At 36.1% G+C, this 19367-nt stretch carries 17 protein-coding genes; 5 read left to right on the top strand and 12 right to left on the bottom strand.

Annotated features, from left to right (window positions below; genetic code table 11):
- Positions 1–40: 40 nt before the first annotated feature.
- Positions 41–436 carry a hypothetical protein gene (locus tag V5290_RS05075; RefSeq protein ID WP_333382520.1) on the bottom strand — a complete coding sequence of 132 codons (396 nt, stop codon included), beginning with the start codon at positions 434–436 and terminating at the stop codon, positions 41–43.
- Positions 437–666: 230 nt separating this feature from the next.
- Between V5290_RS05075 and V5290_RS05080 the strand changes: the two genes are divergently transcribed.
- On the top strand, positions 667–2037 hold the full coding sequence (locus tag V5290_RS05080; RefSeq protein WP_333382674.1) for an MFS transporter: 1371 nt from the start codon (positions 667–669) through the stop codon (positions 2035–2037).
- A gap of 433 nt (positions 2038–2470) precedes the next feature.
- On the opposite strand, the gene cyoE is transcribed toward V5290_RS05080, so the two are convergent.
- From cyoE to V5290_RS05110, 6 genes are all read right to left on the bottom strand, one after another.
- Positions 2471–3352 (bottom strand): heme o synthase, encoded by an 882-nt coding sequence (gene cyoE / locus V5290_RS05085; RefSeq protein ID WP_333382522.1) that lies wholly within the window; start codon positions 3350–3352, stop codon positions 2471–2473.
- Positions 3353–3379: 27 nt separating this feature from the next.
- Positions 3380–3709, bottom strand: coding sequence for a cytochrome o ubiquinol oxidase subunit IV (gene cyoD / locus V5290_RS05090; protein ID WP_113817851.1), 330 nt, complete (start codon positions 3707–3709; stop codon positions 3380–3382).
- Positions 3709–4344: a cytochrome o ubiquinol oxidase subunit III gene (cyoC, locus tag V5290_RS05095; RefSeq protein WP_333382525.1), complete on the bottom strand. Its 636-nt coding sequence runs from the start codon at positions 4342–4344 to the stop codon at positions 3709–3711. Before cyoC ends, cyoD begins: the two co-directional genes overlap by 1 nt.
- Entirely contained in the window at positions 4341–6329 is a 1989-nt protein-coding gene (cyoB, locus tag V5290_RS05100) for a cytochrome o ubiquinol oxidase subunit I (protein ID WP_333382527.1), read from the bottom strand. The genes cyoC and cyoB overlap by 4 nt, the downstream gene beginning before the upstream one ends.
- 2 nt (positions 6330–6331) lie before the next feature.
- Positions 6332–7291 (bottom strand): ubiquinol oxidase subunit II, encoded by a 960-nt coding sequence (gene cyoA / locus V5290_RS05105; RefSeq protein ID WP_333382529.1) that lies wholly within the window; start codon positions 7289–7291, stop codon positions 6332–6334.
- A 311-nt stretch (positions 7292–7602) separates the two neighbouring features.
- Positions 7603–7932, bottom strand: a complete 330-nt coding sequence (locus V5290_RS05110; protein WP_333382530.1) for a hypothetical protein — start codon at positions 7930–7932, stop codon at positions 7603–7605.
- A 507-nt stretch (positions 7933–8439) separates the two neighbouring features.
- Here V5290_RS05110 and ylqF point away from each other — a divergent pair.
- Positions 8440–9381, top strand: a complete 942-nt coding sequence (ylqF, locus tag V5290_RS05115) for a ribosome biogenesis GTPase YlqF (protein WP_333382532.1) — start codon at positions 8440–8442, stop codon at positions 9379–9381.
- Between the two features lie 166 nt (positions 9382–9547).
- On the opposite strand, the gene V5290_RS05120 is transcribed toward ylqF, so the two are convergent.
- On the bottom strand, positions 9548–11032 hold the full coding sequence (locus V5290_RS05120; RefSeq protein WP_333382534.1) for a peptidoglycan-binding domain-containing protein: 1485 nt from the start codon (positions 11030–11032) through the stop codon (positions 9548–9550).
- A 117-nt stretch (positions 11033–11149) separates the two neighbouring features.
- Here V5290_RS05120 and V5290_RS05125 point away from each other — a divergent pair, with 117 nt between their 5' ends.
- Together V5290_RS05125 and V5290_RS05130 are read left to right on the top strand one after the other, a co-directional pair.
- On the top strand, positions 11150–11659 hold the full coding sequence (locus V5290_RS05125; RefSeq protein ID WP_333382536.1) for an OmpA family protein: 510 nt from the start codon (positions 11150–11152) through the stop codon (positions 11657–11659).
- A gap of 273 nt (positions 11660–11932) precedes the next feature.
- The gene (locus V5290_RS05130) at positions 11933–14329 is read left to right on the top strand and encodes a diguanylate cyclase (protein WP_333382538.1); all 2397 of its coding nucleotides are present in this window, start codon (positions 11933–11935) and stop codon (positions 14327–14329) included.
- Between the two features lie 289 nt (positions 14330–14618).
- Here the strand turns inward: V5290_RS05130 and V5290_RS05135 are convergent, their stop codons facing one another.
- Complete coding sequence (locus tag V5290_RS05135) at positions 14619–16577, bottom strand: DNA topoisomerase III (protein ID WP_333382540.1); 1959 nt, start codon at positions 16575–16577, stop codon at positions 14619–14621.
- A gap of 224 nt (positions 16578–16801) precedes the next feature.
- Between V5290_RS05135 and V5290_RS05140 the strand changes: the two genes are divergently transcribed.
- On the top strand, positions 16802–17350 hold the full coding sequence (locus tag V5290_RS05140) for a hypothetical protein (RefSeq protein ID WP_333382542.1): 549 nt from the start codon (positions 16802–16804) through the stop codon (positions 17348–17350).
- 256 nt (positions 17351–17606) lie between these two features.
- On the opposite strand, the gene V5290_RS05145 is transcribed toward V5290_RS05140, so the two are convergent.
- From V5290_RS05145 to V5290_RS05155, 3 genes are all read right to left on the bottom strand, one after another.
- Complete coding sequence (locus V5290_RS05145; protein WP_333382544.1) at positions 17607–17957, bottom strand: DUF1294 domain-containing protein; 351 nt, start codon at positions 17955–17957, stop codon at positions 17607–17609.
- A gap of 149 nt (positions 17958–18106) precedes the next feature.
- Positions 18107–18634 (bottom strand): NAD(P)H-dependent oxidoreductase, encoded by a 528-nt coding sequence (locus V5290_RS05150; protein WP_333382546.1) that lies wholly within the window; start codon positions 18632–18634, stop codon positions 18107–18109.
- A 405-nt stretch (positions 18635–19039) separates the two neighbouring features.
- Complete coding sequence (locus V5290_RS05155; protein WP_333382548.1) at positions 19040–19276, bottom strand: PA3496 family putative envelope integrity protein; 237 nt, start codon at positions 19274–19276, stop codon at positions 19040–19042.
- Between the last annotated feature and the right edge of the window lie 91 nt (positions 19277–19367).

Consider the following 19367-nt stretch of genomic DNA (forward strand, 5'->3'; position numbering starts at 1 on the left):
AAGACTTCTTTAGAAAGAAGGTAAAATAAGAAGTGATCACTTACTCTGCTTTAGTTGCTAATTTTATATGGACAGCTTGAACAGTGCTTTCACCTATTAACTGAGCAGTATGCCCATGCTTTGTATTATCAAACACTTCACCTTCGACTAACTTGTCTTGTGCTATAAATAGGTCCCCAGCAGAAAAGTCTCGATATTCTCCATTGCGTAATGTCATTCGTAAAATACCAGAGCGAATAATAATTAAAGTTGGATCGCCTGCAACATGCCATGAACTAAAATATCCAGGCTCGCTGATACGGTACCGGAAATTAAGTGCATCTTGCCTATCGGTAATCATTAAACCATTATAATCTTCAATTGAATACTCAACGTCTTTGAACATTGAAATACCTGATTGTTCATTGGTTAAAACTGGCACTGTAATTTTTTGCAATGTCACTCCCCTTTATTAATTAAGTTTATTTAACATGCTATTTTTAGCACCGCTAAGGATCAATTGATAGATGATTCTACTTCAATCAGCAAGAAGCCCTAACCTAGTACACGAATTCACTTATTACTTACAAGGTTGTTTACCTAGGTGTGCGTGATAAAATAACTTATTCCTCTTCTACAGCTTATCACCCTACTTTTGGGCTTCACGACAATGAGTTTACATATTTTATGAGTGCTACCGGTTTAAATAGTATCGAGAAAAGAGCGGCTTTTTCATTAGCGGCTGTTTTTGGTCTTCGTATGTTGGGTCTATTTATGATCTTACCTATCTTTGCAATCTATGGAGAACAATTAATAGGTTATAGCCCAATTTGGATTGGTGTTGCGATTGGTGCTTATGGATTGACCCAAGCCATGCTACAAATTCCAATGGGAATTTTATCCGATAAATACGGACGTAAACCGATTATTTTAATTGGCCTGCTTATCTTTTTAATCGGTAGCATTGTTGCCGCGATGTCTGACACTATTTATGGTGTTGTATTTGGACGAGCACTACAAGGAATGGGAGCGATTGCCAGTGCAATATTAGCGCTTGCAGCAGATTTAAGTCGTGAAGAACAACGTCCAAAAGTGATGGCAACTATTGGTATGTTCATTGGTTTATCCTTTACCATTGCAATGGTTATCGGCCCAATTACTGCTGAGGCATTCGGTCTAAGCGGTCTGTTTTGGTTTATTGCAATACTCACTGTATTTGCCATGTTATTAATTCAATTTTACGTTCCAAACTCGATTAACAAAGCGCCTCGAGGCGATAGTGTTGCCTTACCAACTCAAATAAAAAAGTTATTACGCCACCCACAATTATCACGTCTTAACTTTGGTGTTTTTACCTTACATATGGCGATGACTGCTTGCTTTATCACTTTACCAAAACAGTTCGTAGCAACAGGGTTAGTATTAGAAGACCATTGGCAACTTTATCTACCAACCTTAATAGGCTCTTTTTTCTTAATGATCCCGTTTATGATCTTTGCGATTAAAAAACAAAAAGAAAAACAAATGCTATCAGCATCAGTGTTACTACTGAGCATCTCTTTATTTTTGTTATGGTACTTACCAAGTAGTTTTACTAGCCTAGTGTTGATGGTTGTTATGTTCTTTACTGCTTTTAACTACTTAGAAGCGACTATGCCTTCCCTGTTATCCCGTATTGCCCCTGCGGGCGTCAAGGGTAGTGTTATGGGTATTTATTCCAGCAGCCAGTTCTTAGGGGCATTTACTGGCGGTGTATTAGGTGGTTTTATTGCGGCTAAGTTTGGAGAAAATGCAATTTTCTTAGCAATGGCAATAGTGAGTGCTATTTGGTTTATCGTTTCATTAAGTATGCGAACACTTAAAAAGTCTAAAAACTTTAGTTTTGCCATTAATGTTAAAAATGAAAAAAAAGCGGGTGAAGTTGCTGAACAGCTAATTAATATGCCAGGTGTTATTGAAGCAACAATTGTATTCACCGAAGCCATTGCTTACCTAAAAATCGATGAAAAGATAGTGAATATTGCTGATATTAAAGCGCTATTAAACCAACCTAAATAACGCTTTATACTAACTGTGGCTACGGTGCATAGTTTGCACCTACCCACACTTTATCTGCCCGATCACCCACTCCCCCCTATTTCAGTTTTAGATAAACCTTTTAATAAGTTTACTGTGTACAAGCCATCTCAGTTTTGCATAGAACGTTATATTAAAAACCTAGATTTCGAAGGCCTAAATTATTCACATATGCTCCCAAGCTGTAAAATTAAATGTTCAGTTTTATCCAACCCTTAAAGCACATGCTTTTCACTCTTATAGGGATGCGGAGAGAGTCATTTAATGCTTTAGCAACAATCCAGAAATAGGCAAATCAATTAGAGCATATTTGTTACTTAGATTGGTATGAAACACCTACTATGAGTTTTTAAAGACAAAAAAAAGGCCTTGAATTTTCACTCAAGGCCTTCGATAAGTACATTTAACTGTTTAGTTAAAAGCTAAACGCTTGCGGCGCAATGCTTTGATAATCTAATGCCATTGCGATGCTTAACGCGGTAATATTAACAATTGAAAATGCAAACACGCGACGCGCCCAGCCAACAATATCAACATCACGGCGGTAACCACGTAAAGCCATTAACAACCACCAGAAACTTGTTGTACAAGCAACAGCCATAAAGGCCATACCTGTAAAACCAGCAATCGGCAATAACATCACTACTAACGCATAGATTGCGATATAGATAACGATACGTTGTTTCGCTTTATCAATACCATGCGATACAGGTAATACAGGAATGTTAGCCGCTTGATAGTCTTTGAAGCGAAAAATAGCAATGGCGTAAGAGTGTGGCATTTGCCACAAGCTAAACATTACTAATAAAATAACCGCACCCATATCAAACTGACCAGTCACAGCACAGTAACCCACCACTGGTGGTACTGCACCTGACAAACTGCCAACAAATGTACCGTATACAGATTTACGTTTCATATATAAGCTGTAAACAACAACATATATAAAGTAACCAAACAAACCAAAAAGTACTGCAACCGGTGTGGTGTAGGCGATTAGCAGACCAAAGCCTGCAATGCCTAATACCACTCCGTGAGACAACGCACTGAATGCAGACATTTCGCCAGTGACAGTAACTCGCTTACGAGTACGTGCCATCACCACATCTATATCCCTATCAATCACGTTATTGATTGCACACCCCGATGCTATGATCAGTGATAAACCAATTAACGTGGCACACATTAACCATAGGTCTACATCACCACGAGAAGCAAGTAGAAAACCACCCGCTCCACTGATGAAGTTACCCATAATAATGCCAGGTTTAGTTACACTTAGATAACGACGAAACATCTCTAACCTCTTATTGAAAATGCACTACTAGAAGTGCATCATCATTGCGTTTGATTCGTAAATAATCCAAACAGACAAACCTACTACCATGACAATAATCAGTGCACTAAATAGGAATGAGAAGCTATTTGCACGGCCATCTTCAGTAATAAAGTTCAGGTGTAAGAAGTATTTTAAATGCACCCAGATTTGAATAATCGCTAAAGTAACGATTGTCCAAATAGTAGTAATTTTAGAATAATCACCACCCATTACCATGTAAAATGGGATAGCCGTTAAAATAACTGATAGCACAAAGCCAACTAGGTAACTTTTAACAGTACCGTGTGATTCATCATGATGTGTATCTTGACTCATTACATTGCCCCCATTAAGTAAACAACGGTAAATACGCAAATCCAAACGATGTCTAGGAAGTGCCAGAATAAGCTTAGGCAGCTTAAACGTGTTACCGTCGCTTTACCTAAACCACGACGAGCCACTTCAATCATCATAATAGTCATCCAGATTAAACCAGCTGTTACATGTAAACCGTGTAAACCAACTAATGCAAAGAATGAGCTTAAGAAAGCACTGTGTTGTGGTCCATGACCGTTAACGATCAAGTGATGGAATTCGTAGATTTCCATGCCGATGAACACTGCACCTAAACAAAACGTTACTGATAACCAGATTAATGTTAATGCTTTCTTCTGGCCTTGCGCAGCAATCATTGCAAAACCAAAAGTAATACTACTTAACAATAATGCTGCTGTTTCCACAGCAACAAAATCCAGTTCAAAAATATCTTTACCTGACACACCACCTGCTGTGTTCATAAACAACACAGCATAGGTAGCGAAAAATGAGGCAAATAAAAGACAATCCGTCATTAGGTATAACCAGAAACCAAATACGGTATCACCTGATGTATCATGATGATCGTGATGATCATCATGTGTTGATGCAGCATCTACATTAGTAGATGCTAAATCTGCTGAAAGCGTACTCATGCTTTAACTCCTTCACGACCACTTAAATTAAATGCTTTTTCAGTTTCAAGAATCTCATCTGGTTGCACATAGTAGTCAACATCGTTGCAGTAACAGCGTTGAATAAACACCGCAATCGCACCAATTAGACCAGCACCTGCTAGCCACCAGATATGCCAAACCATTGCAAAACAAAAAATAGTTAATGTAGCACCCATTAGGACACCCGCAGAGGTATTCTTAGGCATATGAATCGGGCTGTAGCTTGCTTTAGTAACGTAAGCTTGACCTTTTTCTTTCATATCTGTCCAAGCGTCAATATCATCAACGTGTGGAATTACAGCAAAGTTATACGCTTGTGGTGGTGATGTACTCGCCCACTCAAGTGTATGACCATTCCATGGATCACCTGTTTTATCATCAAGTGCTTCACGGTCTCTAAAGCTCACGTATAATTGAATCACTTGCGCAATAATACCGAACATAATAATGATCGCACCAACAGCAGCTAGGTATAACCAGAAGTTCCACTCAGGTGTATTAGTATGATTTAGACGACGAGTCATACCTAAGAAACCAAGTACGTATAACGGCATAAATGCTACGAAGAAACCAACAATCCAGCACCAGAAAGATACCTTGCCCCATTTCTCATTAAGCTTGAAGCCCATCGCTTTAGGGAACCAGAAAGAGAAGCCAGCTAGGTAACCAAATACAGCACCACCGATAATTGTGTTATGGAAGTGAGCAATTAGGAATAAACTGTTATGTAATACATAGTCAGCACCTGGAATCGCTAATAGTACGCCTGTCATACCACCGATAGTAAAGGTCACCATGAAACCAAGTGTCCATAATACAGGTACTGTGATACGTAAACGTCCGCGGTAAATAGTGAATAACCAGTTAAATAGTTTCACACCAGTTGGTACCGCAATAATCATGGTCATTACACCAAAGAAGGCATTTACATTGGCACTTGACCCCATCGTAAAGAAATGATGTAACCAAACGATAAAGCCTAAAATAGAAATTGCACCACTCGCGTAAATCATCGATTTGTATCCAAATAGACGTTTACCCGTAAATGTAGAAATAATTTCTGAGAAAATACCAAATGCAGGTAGTACTAGAATGTAAACTTCAGGATGACCCCATGCCCAGAACAGGTTAATGTACATCATTGAATTACCACCAAGATCATTGGTGAAGAAGTGGAAATCCATGTAACGGTCAAGCGTTAACATTGCTAATACAGCAGTTAAAATTGGGAATGAAGCAGCAATTAGGATGTTTGCCCAAGTACAAGTCCAAGTGAAAATAGGCATTTTCATTAGCGTCATACCAGGAGCACGCATTTTGAATACCGTCACTAGGAAGTTAACAGAAGTTAACAATGTACCCAGTCCCGATATCTGCAAGGCCCAAATATAATAATCGACCCCCACCCCAGGGCTAAAGGTCAACTCCGATAGTGGAGGATAAGCAACCCAACCAGTCTTAGCGAACTCACCGAATACCAGTGAAATGTTCATTAAGATCGCGCCACTTGCTGTTAGCCAGAAGCTTAAGTTGTTTAAGAATGGGAAAGCAACGTCACGAGCACCAATCTGTAGCGGCAAGATGATATTCATTAAACCAACCATGAATGGCATTGCCATAAAGATGATCATAATGACACCGTGTGCCGTAAAGATTTGGTCGTAATGCTCTGGAGGTAAATAGCCAGGCGAACCGTTGGTTGCCAGTGCTAATTGTGAACGCATCAAGATTGCATCACTGAAACCACGGAATAACATGATTAATGCAAGAATGATGTACATGATACCAAGGCGCTTGTGGTCAACTGAAGTTATCCAGTCACGCCATAAGATGCCCCATTTTTTGTATTTTGTAATAAGCCCTAATAAAACTAGGCCGCCTATAGCAATACCGATCATGGTCACCACAAGAATGGGATCATGAAGTGGAATTGCATCCATAGTTATTTTACCTAAAAACGACATGATTACTCCTCGCCTTGGGTGTGAGATGAATGCGCTGAATGATCCGAGTGTCCTGAATGATCTTTATGTTCATCCATTTTATGTTCCATACCTTTCATTTCAGAAATGTCATTTTTACCTGACATATGCACCATGAACTTCATCAGGATTGTGTGGAATAAATCGTCTTCAACATTACCGTAATAAGTAACTGGATGGTTTTCTGTAGGTTCAGCTAGTTCATAGTAACCATCTTTAGTCAATGTATTACCCTGAGCTTTAATATTACTTACCCAATCGTCAAAGTTCGCTTGCGTTGGTGTTGCAATCGCATTGAATTTCATTCCAGAGAAGCCAGCACCACTATAGTTAGCTGAAATACCTTTGAACGTACCAGGTTCATCAGCAATCAAGTGCAATTTAGTTTGCATGCCAGCCATTGAATAAATTTGGCTGCCTAACTGTGGAATAAAGAATGAATTCATCGTGCTTTCTGATGTGATCTTGAACTCAACAGGGACATTAGCAGGGAACACTAATTCATTTACCGTAGCAATGCCTTGCTCAGGGTAAATAAATAACCATTTCCAGTTTAATGACACCACCTCAACGGTAATGTGTTCACCTTTACCTTCAAGTGGTTTATATGGGTCTAAACGATGTGTTGATTCCCATGTGATGACACCTAAAACAAGAACGATTAAAATAGGCACAGCCCAAACGATAGCTTCAATCTTAGTAGAATGAGCCCATTTCGGTGCGTATATTTCATGAGTTCGGGAGTCTCTATATTTCCATGCAAAATATAAAGTCATTACGATGACGGGAATAACTACGAGCAACATAAGAACGGTAGCTATGATGATAAGATTTTTCTCATCGTAGCCGATCTGTCCTTTTGGATCGAGCACTCCGCCTTTACAGCCTGACAAGGTCAAGACTATGCTAGCTAAAGCTATATTACAAAGGTTGCGAATTAACAATGGACCATCCTACTAATACCAATCCGTGTAACTATCCATGAAAGTGACTAGTAAAAATAAGTGAAAGATTTTCTTTCCACACACTTTTATTACCTACTTTGACACATATTCATTAAACGTATTGCTATAACCTAAAGTTAAAAGATGCTGTATTAACTAAACTAAGAAATACAACAGTATAAGATTATTCTCAAATGGGTTTTCATCTCTGATAGAAAACATTAATGAAAACAATAAGAGAAAAGTAACTAAATCGGCTAAACAAAAACAACTATAAGAAATAAAAATATTATTTATAGTTGTAATTTAGCCTATACCTGAGGCGGCGCACGACAGCCACGGGCATTAGTAACAACAAAGGTATATAATGCATCACAAAAAATTATAGCAGCTTTTTGTGAAACAACAGCAGCGCGATGTGTAGGAAAGAAGTAAAAGATTAACAAACATAAGCCAACTATTACCTGGTTAGACATTAGAGAGCTAGTAAAATAACCTAAGGCATTGACTGAAAAAGTTTCAGAAAATGCAACTTTCGCCATCAAACTACTTATTTCATTTTTTCCTTCGAAAATACCTTGAAAAAGCATCACCGTATTCAAAAATAAAACAACCAATATTGAAAGTACGTTTCGTTTCATAAAAAAGTTTCGCGCACACGAAAAAAATCTACAGGTAATAGACAATAATTCCGTTTGCTGGCAAGACTGTAAACTCAAAGGTATAACCTTATTTGCTTTATGAACGAACTGGAAAGAAATGACTACTGTACTTTTACGTTATTTATAATGATTTAAGTCAAAAAAACAACGCGAGCCATTAAATTTTCGCAAGTATATCAAAGTCACCCTAGGCAACAAGTAGAAAACACCTTTAGTTCAAAATTAATTGTTAAAAATTGAGATCACAAGCTGACAACATAAAGACCAATAATTTGATTAACTATTTACTTGATATTAACCAACAAAACCATTCTACGTATTTTCTCCCGTTAGCAAGTGATAAGTGTTAACATTTATTTATTAATGTTCATTTTTTATAATAGCAGCCCTGATTAAGTGTTAATGGGTTCATAAAGTATATTTATACCTGCAACTATTATTGAAATAACTACCCAAATAAGTAAATTTTAAAAGGCTACAACATACATGAGTAAAGCGAATATCCAGTGGTTTCCTGGGCACATGCACAAAGCACATAAGCAAATTAAGGAAGTATTACCACAGGTAGATATCATCATTGAAGTAGTAGATGCCCGTATTCCCTATAGCAGCGAAAACCCGCTTATTGGTGCAATTCGTGAAAAGACACCTTGTATTAAAGTGCTAAATAAAGCTGACCTTGCTGATCCAGCGATCACAGAAAAATGGATTGAATATTTAGAGCAAGATCAAGATATAAAAGCGATTTCCATTACCACTAGCAAACCTGAGCAAGTACACCAAATTACAAAATTGTGTGAGCAAATGCTACCGCACCGCCTTGGTCAAGATAAACAGATTCGCGCAATGATCATGGGTATTCCGAATGTAGGTAAATCTACAATTATTAATATTTTAGCTGATAGAATTATAGCAAAAACAGGTAATGAACCTGCAGTAACTAAGAACCAACAACGTATTCGTCTACCGAGCGGTATCATGCTTTCTGATACGCCTGGTTTCTTATGGCCTAAAATTGAAAATGCAAATTCAGGTTATCGTTTAGCTGTAACAGGGGCAATTAAAGACACTGCAATTGAATATGAAGATATTGCTTACTATGCGGCAGAATACCTCATTGAACATTACCTCCCACGTTTACAGCAGCGTTATGAATTTGAGGATGTTCCACAGTCAGACCATGAGCTAATGGAGTTGATTGCAAAACGTCGTGGTGCTTTACGCGCAGGTGGACACTTCGACATTTACAAAGTATCGACAATATTATTAAACGAACTTCGCTCTGGTGCTTTAGGTCCACTAAGTATTGAAACACCTGAAATGGCCGCAGTAGAAAAAGTAGAAGTTGCTGAGTTGATGGCGTTACAAGCAGAAAATAAAGTTGAAAAGAAAAAGTCACGTAGACGTAAATATAATAAAAGGAAATAACTTTCTTCGAGTTGATAACTACTTCTAGCCCCCTCAATAGAAGCTATTTGTTATCCCTCATTACATTAAGTACTCCATTTCAAAATACACCTTTCAAATTAAAACATAAAAAAACCCACTTCAATGAAGTGGGTTTTTAGGTATTACTTATTGAAGTGCTAAATAATTATTGAACACCTAGTTTCTCTAGTGTCTCTAATGTTAATGCACCTTTATTTAAGTTTTGGTCTTCTTGGTATGCGTTAACAGCAGCTTTAGTTTCTGCACCGTAAACACCGTCAATTAGTGAGATGTCGTAATTTTCTTTTTGTAGTGCAAGCTGTAATTTAGATACAACATCTTCAGTTGTATTTGTCTCACATAAAATTTCTTGCCATTTTAGGTAAGGTTCTGCAGTTTTAACACTGGTATCGTAAGTTTCATATACCGCTGGAATTGAGATTTTAGTCTCTTTAGCTGGTTGGTCTAGCTCACGCGTTTTAACCATCTTACAAATAGCTGGAATTTTAACTTCTTCAGTTGTTGCAGGAGTATCTAAAACATTGCTTGTTACTAATTCATAAACAGCAGGTGTAACAACTTGTTTAGTCGTTGCTGGTGTTACTAGCTCTTGTTTAGTTACTGTTTCATAAATAGCAGGTGTAACAACTTGTTTAGTTGTTGCCGCAGTTACTAACTCTTGTTTAGTCACAGTATCGTAGATAGCAGGTGTTTTAACTTCTTTAGAAGACGGAGCTGTGTCCAATACTCTTGTTTTAACTGTTTTGTAAACAGCTGGTGTTTTGACTTCTTTTGTATAAGCATCTTGATCTAATACTTTAGTTGTTACTGTTTTGTATACAGCTGGTACTTCAACTAAACATAAGATTTCACCAGTAGCGTGATCAACTTTTTCAATTTCTCCACGTCCTTTTTTCCACTCGGTATGAGCAGGAGAAACAAGGACTTGTTCAGATTGCATTTTGTAAGTAGCAGGTACAGTCACAAGCTCAATTTTTTCTGGCTCAACCATAATGCTTTCACTAACTGTTTTGTAAGTAGCCGGTACTGCAACAAGTTCAGTTTTTTCTGGCTCAACCATTACACTTTCAGTCACAGTCTTATAAACTGCAGGAACTGCAACTAATTCTGTTTTCTCTGGTTCAACCATTACGCTTTCGGTTACTGTTTTGTAAACAGCAGGAACTGGAACTAGTTCAACTTTTTCAGGTTCAACCATGATGTTTTCAGTTACTGCTTTGTAAGTAGCTGGTACAGGAATAAGTTTTGAACTCGCTTGTCTAATCGTTACTTTCTTTTCAACGACTTTATAAGTAGCTGGAGTAATTTCGATTTCAGACTGTGCTTCTTTAATTAGACGCTGTACTGGGTCAGTGCGGTATTGAGCTGGTACCAATACTTTTGCGTAACAGTGGCCTAGCTCAGCATTTGGTGGAATAAGAGAATTAAGCACAGATGCCTGATCAGTAGCGCCAGGTGTTGCATTTAAAGCTGCAAGTGCATTATTTTTCTCTTGTAACTCTTGATTTAGCTTTTCAATTTGTTGATCTTTATCTGCTAAATCTCCATTCGAAGAATCTGATACTGAACACCCTGTTACAGTAAGCAGAACCGAAGCTGCAATAGCTGTCATTTTAAAGTTAGTTTTCATTGTTTTTCCCTTTCGTTGAATATGGTAGGCACTTTATCACAAAAATAACTTTTATTTAGCTATTTAATTGCCAGTTCGTGATATAGTTCATTTATAAATTTAAAAAGGAGTTTAATTTTGAAAACATTAAAAATATTATTTACATCTTCAATTCTTAGTCTAGCGCTTGCTAGCAACATTTACGCACAAGACGGCGGTAAAGATTGCCCAGAGTGTATTATGGTTCCTGATTTAAATGTTGAGTTTAAGAATGATTCAACTGTTTACATGAATGACGCTGAAAGAACTGAAATAGCTGAATTTGCAGCTTTTCTAAAAGAAACTGACTTATATGCAGTGATTGAAGGTCATACTAGCAAATTTGCTACAGCCGCTTATAATTTACAACTATCTTCAGATAGAGCAGTTAAAATCAGAGCTGAATTAATTAAGCTAGGCGTTAAACCAGCTCAAGTTAAAGCAATTGGTTTTGGTGAAAGTTCTCCACTTTATGACAACAATACTGAGATTGGTGCACAAAAGAACCGTCGAGTTATTGCTGAAGTATTTAATGATGCCGTTGAACTAGCAGAATATGTATCTTCAGAAAGAAGTCGTATCTCTGAAATCAAATACAAAGAGCAATAAGGATAATTAGTTACACTTCGATTGTAACTTTATAATTACCTATACCTAATATTATTAGCCACTATTAAAATTGATAGTGGCTATTTTGTATTAACCCCACGACTAATCAGTACAAAACACTATCCAGCCTAAAAAATCGCCTAATCTCTACAAAAATATGATTATTTATTCATTTTTAGTTTAAAAACAATTAATGCATTAGTTATGTCTGCTATAGTTAACTTTTAAAAATATTGTGTTCGAATAGACTCAAAGATTAAAAGGAATTATTGAGTGCCTAGAAATATAAAGATATTCATATTCTTTTTTATTCTTTTTAGCCATTTCTCAACTGCAGAAGAGTTAAAACAGATAACACTGAAAACATCTTGGTTTCAGCAGTTTCAATTTGCAGGTTATTACATAGCAAAGGAGAAAGGATTCTATCAGCAGGCAGGGCTTAATGTCACTATTGAACCTTTTACAATAAAGAGTCAATCACAAACAGTACAACAGGTTGTCAGTGGACAAATAGACTTTGCAGTCGGTAAAGAAGACCTTATTTTAGATAAATCAAAGCACAAACAGATAGTAGTGCTTTATGCTTTATTTCAATCCAGCCCGTTGACTTTACTAACCACTAAATCATCTAATATTGATACTTTTGCTGACTTTCCAGGAAAAAGAATCATGACGAGTGCCGCTGATGCAAAGCAAGTCTCAATTAAAGCCATGCTCAATGCAAACCATATTCGATTAAGTGATCTTAAACAAACCCCACATTCTCATAATATTGAGGATTTAATTAATGGGAAAACAGATATTATTTCTGCGTATATTTCAAAATCACCTTATCAGCTACAAAAAAGAGGAGTCGACTTTAATACTTTTTCTCCACAATATGATGGTTTTGATTTATATAGTGACTACCTATATACAAGTGAGCACTTTATAGCGAAAGATGTAAAAAGTACTAAAAGCTTTAAAAAAGCATCTTTAAAAGGTTGGGAATACGCTTTTGCTCATATTGATGAAACGGTTGAAATTCTACTAGAGAAATATAACGAACAAAACCTAACAAAAGAAGAACTAATATTTGAAGCGGTTGCTTTAAAAAAATTAGCTTATTTAAACACACCTAAAATTGGTGTTATTAATAAAACAAAGATACAAAAGAGTTTTGATTTATATCGAGTGCTAGGTATTAACGAAGGCACTATCGATTATGAAAAATTCATTTACGATACTGAAAATCCCCACATATTTTTTACTGCTGCTGAACAAAAATACTTAAAAAACAAACAAAAAATCACCATATGTATCGACCCTAATTGGCTCCCTTATGAAGGACTTGATAGTAACGGTCAGCATATAGGAACCAACAAAGCATTTTTTGATATTTTTAGAAAACAACTTCCTATTCCTTTGGAAGTTATTCCCACTGAAAACTGGCTAGAATCAATAGAGTTTGCCAAACAAAGAAAATGCGACCTGCTGTCTTTAGCAGCAGCAACAGAAGAAAGAAAATCTTACCTTAGTTTCACACCTCCTTATTTAGTTTTCCCCCGAGTGTTAGTGACTAAATATCACCTGCCTTTTGTTAATAATTTTAGTTTATTAGCAAATAAAAGAATCGGAATGGTTAAAGGCTATGCGCAACAAAGTTTAGTTAGAGAGAACTACCCTAACATTATTGTAGTTGATGTTGATAATGTTAAGAACGGATTGAAAAGAGTTGCTAGTGGTGAGTTATATGGCTTTATTGACGGACTCGAAGCTGTTAGTTACTTTTTAAAAGAAGATTTTTTAGGGCAACTCAAAGTCAGCGGAAAGTTTGATCAAAAAAGAGAGCTCAGTATTGGAGTCAGAAATGATGACCCTACATTACAAACAATAATGAACAAATTAGTAAATAGCCTCTCTCAAGAGACTATAGCTAGTGTTATGGATACAAGTAACTCAATAAAATACATAGAGAAATTTAATTATCACTTACTTTGGTGGTCATTATTCATCGTTATTGTAATCATTGCATGCTTTTTATATCGCCAAAATATACTTAATAAACTCAACAAGCGACTCAGTACACAAATAGAAGAAAAAACAAAAGCACTACAAGAGTTAAATGAAAGTTTAGAATCAAAAATTAAAGAAAGAACTAAAAAAATTGAACACTCAAAAGATCTTTTACGAGATGTTGCCTACAAAGATAACTTAACAAATACCTTTAACCGCCACTATTTAATTGAGCAGTCACAACTATTTTTCAAAACGGCAGACGAACTTAACGAACCATTATCTATGCTGTTAATCGATATTGATTACTTTAAAAAAGTAAATGACGACTTTGGACACATCACTGGTGATAAGATTTTAAAATACTTTGTAAAAATTATACAAGAAGCCCTTAGAGTCGACGATTTATTTGCTCGTTATGGTGGTGAGGAATTTGTTATCTTATTGCCTAAAGCAGGCTTAGAAGAAAGTACAATAGTAGCTGAAAAGTTACGTAAAAAAATAGAGCAACAACCTTATTTATCACCAAGATTGAATTGTTATATCAATGTTACGATAAGTATTGGCGTGAGTGAATATGAACAAAGTGACTCTTTAGAGAAGCTAATTGAAAAAACAGATATCGCCCTATATCAAGCTAAAGATAATGGAAGAAACCAAGTACAATCCATTTAACACTAGCTAGCAAATAAAAAACAAAATGAGTGCTCTGCCAATACAAATAGAAGACACTTATGTAATACCAATCACACTAAGTAACTGATCTATTTTACTTGTTAAAATAACTTATCTCTTCGTTGTAACTTTCATAAATAGAACAACTATTAAAGAATTAACATCTTTTGGTTAATTCTCCGATAGACTATTAACGAGGTTAATCGTCGAAAGGCTTAAGTTACGCCTTAAACTAAGTCATTTTTCCTGCGCAAAATTTAGATCACTTATTTAATGCAATTGGTATAAGTTATTTCTTAGTAGGTCTTTTGCTTTTTTTATAACTATTCTTCGTATACGAGACACTTTTCTTAGAGCGTGTCGTTCTCTTTTTAAAGCTTTTTTGGCTGTTTATTGGATTACTAGGCAAATTTACCAGAGCTTGTGGTCCATCTGCTATTGCCTTGTTAATGATGGCTTCAAGTTGCTCCTGTAACGGTAAAACAAAACCTTGATAACTTTGTTGCTTAAGACTAATCGCGTCTAGTTGCATTTCCCATAGCGCAGTCATATCAGGCAAGGTTAAGCTATCAGGTAAGCTTTCAATAAGTTTGCGCCCGACTTCTGTCGCTTGAATAGTTTTACCTACTCTTTGCAGAAATTGTCTTTTAAATAACAACTCGATAATACCAGCTCTAGTCGCTTCCGTTCCTAATCCGTCGGTGTCTTTTAATACTTTTTTAAGCTCAGGATCTTTTACAAATCTTGCAATATTGCTCATAGCTGCAAGCAAGGTTGCATCAGTAAAATAAGCTGGAGGCTGTGTATTTTTATCAACAACTTCTCCACGCTGACAATGTAAATGTTGACCTTTGGTTAATTTAGGCAAAAAGCTTTCTGTTTCTTTTTGTGGAAATAATATTTTCCAACCATCGCTTATTTTAGATTTAGCTTTACTAACAAATAACCCCTGATTAATCTTTATTTCTGCAATACATTCCGCATAACAATAATCATCATAAAACTGACATAAATACTGTCTTACCACTAATTGATAGATATTTTTCGTTACGTTATCTAAAGTATTGGTTAACTTTTTTGTATCCGTCGGAATAATTGCATGGTGAGCATCTACTTTACTGTCATTCCACGCTCTACCTTTAATTGATAGTTTTGCCCCTTGAACCGCCTGTTTCATCTCAGTATCGTTATGCATGATCGCCTGACAGATTACTTTCGCTTGACTATGATGATTACGAGGAAGATAACGAGAATCAGAACGCGGATAGGTAATTAGCTTATAACGTTCATAAAGTGCTTGTGCGGCATCTAAGACCTGTTGTGCTCTATACCCGAAGCGCTTTGCAGCATCAATTTGTAAGCTGGATAAATTATAAGGTAATGGTGCAACTTGCTTTTTTTGTTTATTGGTAAAACTAAGGACAGTAGCTGGTTGATTGGTAATACGATTTGCAACATTTTCAGCCAAACCTTTAACTAATACGCGACCTTCACTATCTTGATAAGGAGCGCACGCTGAGCTAGGTTGCCATTTAGCAGTAAAATTTTCCCCAGCCTCAGTATTACAATGAGCTAATACCTCATAAAAAGGCTTACTAACAAACTGCTGTATTTCTTGATCGCGCTTCGCCACCAATCCTAATAATGGAGTTTGAACTCGTCCTACCGAAATAACTCCTTTATAACCTGACTTTTGAGCCAATAAGGTATAAGCACGAGTTAAATTTAATCCGTATAACCAATCAGCACGAGTACGTGCTAATGCAGAGGTTGATAAAGGAATAAAATCTTGATTAGATCGTAATGACTGTAATGATCTTTTTACTGCATTGACGGTTAAATCGCTTATCAAGCATCGCTCTACTTGCTTTAGTTTTGTTCCTTTTACTCCACTAAAATGAATAACTTCATCAACTAGTAATTGACCTTCTCTATCTGGATCTCCTACATGCACCAGTTGATCTGCTTGTTTAATTAACTTCTTTAGCACACTCAATTGTTTACTGGTTTTAGGTACAGATTTTAACTTCCATTGTTCAGGCACAATCGGGAGGTGTTCAAATTTCCATTGTTTAAAGCTAGCATCATATGCTTCAGGATCGACCTGTGTGAGAAGGTGCCCAATACACCAGCTTACAACATCCCCATTACCAACATAAATACAACCATCAGCCTTACGGTGTGGCTTTGGTAGAGCATCGGCAACGGCTCGACCTAGGCTTGGTTTTTCAGCAATATACAACTTCAACTTGAACTCCAACTGTTTTTATAGACAGTATTTTATATAATAGAACAATTCAAGCTTAAGTACCGTATATTTGCAACTAAAATAACTGAGAATAGTCTGTCTATGTAGATCAGGTTAATAAATAACCCTTGGCACTTTGAATTATTCAATAGGGCTTTTAAAATTACATTTCGTATATACTAGTGCGTACTCTGTTCCTCACTAAAAGATTAATAGGAAATATTATGAATCACTTACCTCTCAATAAATTGGCATTCTTGACCTGCACTTTATTATTTCTTACTGCCTGTAATGACGATCAGCAAGAATTACCTACTGAACCAACAGTAATAAAGGCACAACAAGATAAAGTGACAAGTAACAGCGCTGCAAAACCTACTTTGCTAGAAAGAGCTACTGCAGCAGCTTCCGAAGCTAAAGCTACTGTGTCAGATAGTTCTTGGGATAATGTAACAAAGTCGAGTGAAGAGATTTGGGATAAAACTAAGCAGACCAGCCAAGAAGCACTTAACTTAAGTATTGAATCAAGTAAGGAAGCTTGGCAGAAAAGCAAAGAAACTAGTTTAGAAGCTTGGGAAGACAACAAACAGAAAACACAATCTCTGTGGCAAGACGGTAAAGAAACAAGCCAAGAATTATGGGAAAACGGTAAAGAGAAAAGCCAAAGCCTTTGGGATGAAAATAGTCAAAAACTAAATGAGTTATTTGATGATACCAAAGAAACTGATGCATTTGACAAAGCAAACCAGGCTTTTGAAGCAGATGAGATCTAATGGGTATAAATAACTTTAAAACCTCATTACAGAGTTAAAGCATTTATTATAAAGGGTTCCTAGTGTTGTTATACCAATTACATTAAATAAGTGTTCTAAATTTTACGCCGGAAAAATGACTAAGTTCAAGGCGTAATTTAAGTTAAATAGTTGTTCTATTTGCGAAAATTACAACGAAAAAATAAGTTGTTTTAACAAGTGAAATAGATCAGTTAACTAGTGTGATTGGTATTAGTCTATATCGTTTAACGCAACACTAGTATTTGATGTAATAAAGATAAGCTAGGCTACCAACAACATTAAGAAATATCATCATGTAGAAAGAGCGACGAAAACTAACTTTAGTCGTTTTATGATTAAATAGTATTTGGCCAATTAAGCTTCCAGGCCAACCAGAAAGTAAAGCTAATCCATGAAAGTACTTCTCAGGTGTTCTTTGCCAATGTTTAATGGCAGCTAACTTATCCATCCCATAAAAAACGACACTCAACAAGTTAATCGCAGCAATAAGTATCAGTGACCAACCCGGTAACCACTGAATAGTGTAAAAATAAAAGACAGCTAAAAAATAAATAATAGCCAGTAAAATAAGTAACTTTTTATGCATGATTAACAGATATTATGTCGATTATATGAAAGATGTTATCTAAGTTTTACGCTGAAAAAATAGTCCAATTCAAAGAGTAAATTGACGTAAAGAATCATTCCCTTTACGAAATTTACAACGAGAAATTGAACTATTTACTGTGTTTAGTACTAGTCAGTTAGCTTAGCCACCAGCGAAATAAGTGAGTTTTGCACATTTTCATCGATCATTTTATTACTCACAATATCGAATACATCAAAAAAGTTCGGCACTGATAATGAACCTTTCACGTCTGCAGCAAAATATGATGCAGAGCCAATTGCAGAAGCAAGAACAGATGCAGCGCCGCTTGGTCCTGGTGAGGTAGCTAACATCAACATTGGAGTGTCTTGATAGACTTTCATATCAATACGAGAAGTCCAATCAAAAAGGTTTTTATAAGCAGCTGTGTAAGAACCATTATGCTCTGCAAATGAAACAACAATGGCATTAGCTTCGGTTATCTTTTCATAAAAATCTAAAGCTTGCTGAGGCTTACCTAACTCCACTTCACGCTGAATGCTGTAGATAGGCATTTCATAATCATTTATGTCCAATAGTTCGATTTCAGCACCAGGGATTAAGTTGGCAGTGTACGCAGCTAACTTTTGATTAATTGAATTTTCAGAATTACTCGCTGCAAATGCTAATACTTTCATATTAACTCCTTGTTATCTTCATTAAGGCAAATAACCTAACTTAACAACCATGCGACTAAACATTTCATTAAGATTACAACAGCCAATTTACCCATAATTGATGTTCAATACATCCGCTTTATAACGGCGTTATGCTAATGATTTTAATAATATTAACGCTAAAACCATCTTATCACCTTCGCCAATTATTATTCAATGACGATAACCAATATCATTAACCTTGTGGTCAATCTTTTAAGCCACATCACTTATATGAAATCCCTTCCCCCAAAAAAGCTGAAAAAAAAAGGTTAATGTAAACATTAACCTTTTCATAACAGGCTGTATAAGTTATGTGTAAACTTATACGACTTTGTACAGTGTTAAAAACATTGAGAATTGTTTCCCTGCAAAGATAAAATATCTTTAGCTATCTAGGTAATCTAAATCGTCGTAATCATCACCTAATAACTCTTTTAAACGTTTTCTTTCTTTAATTTCTTCAATACTGCGGCGTACTTTGCCTCGTTTTTTATCGTTCATTAATGCTTGTTTCTTTTTAACAGAAGAGTTCTCTTCATCCCAATCGTCTTCAGAAAAAAAGTCAACCATATCTTGTGTGTCGTCTTCAGTTTGTAGAGAGTTTCTATTACTATTTGCCATTTTAGTTCTCCAATCATGACAGTATTGCTGAGCCGATTATCGGCTTATATAACTACAAAATTATTATTTAAATTGTGTGGTATGAGTGACT

Source organism: Psychromonas arctica (assembly GCF_036697365.1).
GTDB lineage: Bacteria > Pseudomonadota > Gammaproteobacteria > Enterobacterales > Psychromonadaceae > Psychromonas > Psychromonas arctica_A.

Excerpts from the sequence above, each read along its gene's own strand:
- V5290_RS05145 (WP_333382544.1), bottom strand. The coding sequence starts at position 17,957 with ATGCATAAAAAGTTACTTATTTTACTGGCTATTATTTATTTTTTAGCT.
- V5290_RS05140 (WP_333382542.1), top strand. The coding sequence starts at position 16,802 with ATGAATCACTTACCTCTCAATAAATTGGCATTCTTGACCTGCACTTTA.
- cyoC (WP_333382525.1), bottom strand. The coding sequence starts at position 4,344 with ATGAGTACGCTTTCAGCAGATTTAGCATCTACTAATGTAGATGCTGCA.
- V5290_RS05120 (WP_333382534.1), bottom strand. The coding sequence starts at position 11,032 with ATGAAAACTAACTTTAAAATGACAGCTATTGCAGCTTCGGTTCTGCTT.
- cyoB (WP_333382527.1), bottom strand. The coding sequence starts at position 6,329 with ATGTCGTTTTTAGGTAAAATAACTATGGATGCAATTCCACTTCATGAT.
- cyoE (WP_333382522.1), bottom strand. The coding sequence starts at position 3,352 with ATGTTTCGTCGTTATCTAAGTGTAACTAAACCTGGCATTATTATGGGT.
- ylqF (WP_333382532.1), top strand. The coding sequence starts at position 8,440 with ATGAGTAAAGCGAATATCCAGTGGTTTCCTGGGCACATGCACAAAGCA.
- V5290_RS05110 (WP_333382530.1), bottom strand. The coding sequence starts at position 7,932 with ATGAAACGAAACGTACTTTCAATATTGGTTGTTTTATTTTTGAATACG.
- V5290_RS05080 (WP_333382674.1), top strand. The coding sequence starts at position 667 with ATGAGTGCTACCGGTTTAAATAGTATCGAGAAAAGAGCGGCTTTTTCA.
- V5290_RS05155 (WP_333382548.1), bottom strand. The coding sequence starts at position 19,276 with ATGGCAAATAGTAATAGAAACTCTCTACAAACTGAAGACGACACACAA.
- V5290_RS05150 (WP_333382546.1), bottom strand. The coding sequence starts at position 18,634 with ATGAAAGTATTAGCATTTGCAGCGAGTAATTCTGAAAATTCAATTAAT.
- cyoD (WP_113817851.1), bottom strand. The coding sequence starts at position 3,709 with ATGAGTCAAGATACACATCATGATGAATCACACGGTACTGTTAAAAGT.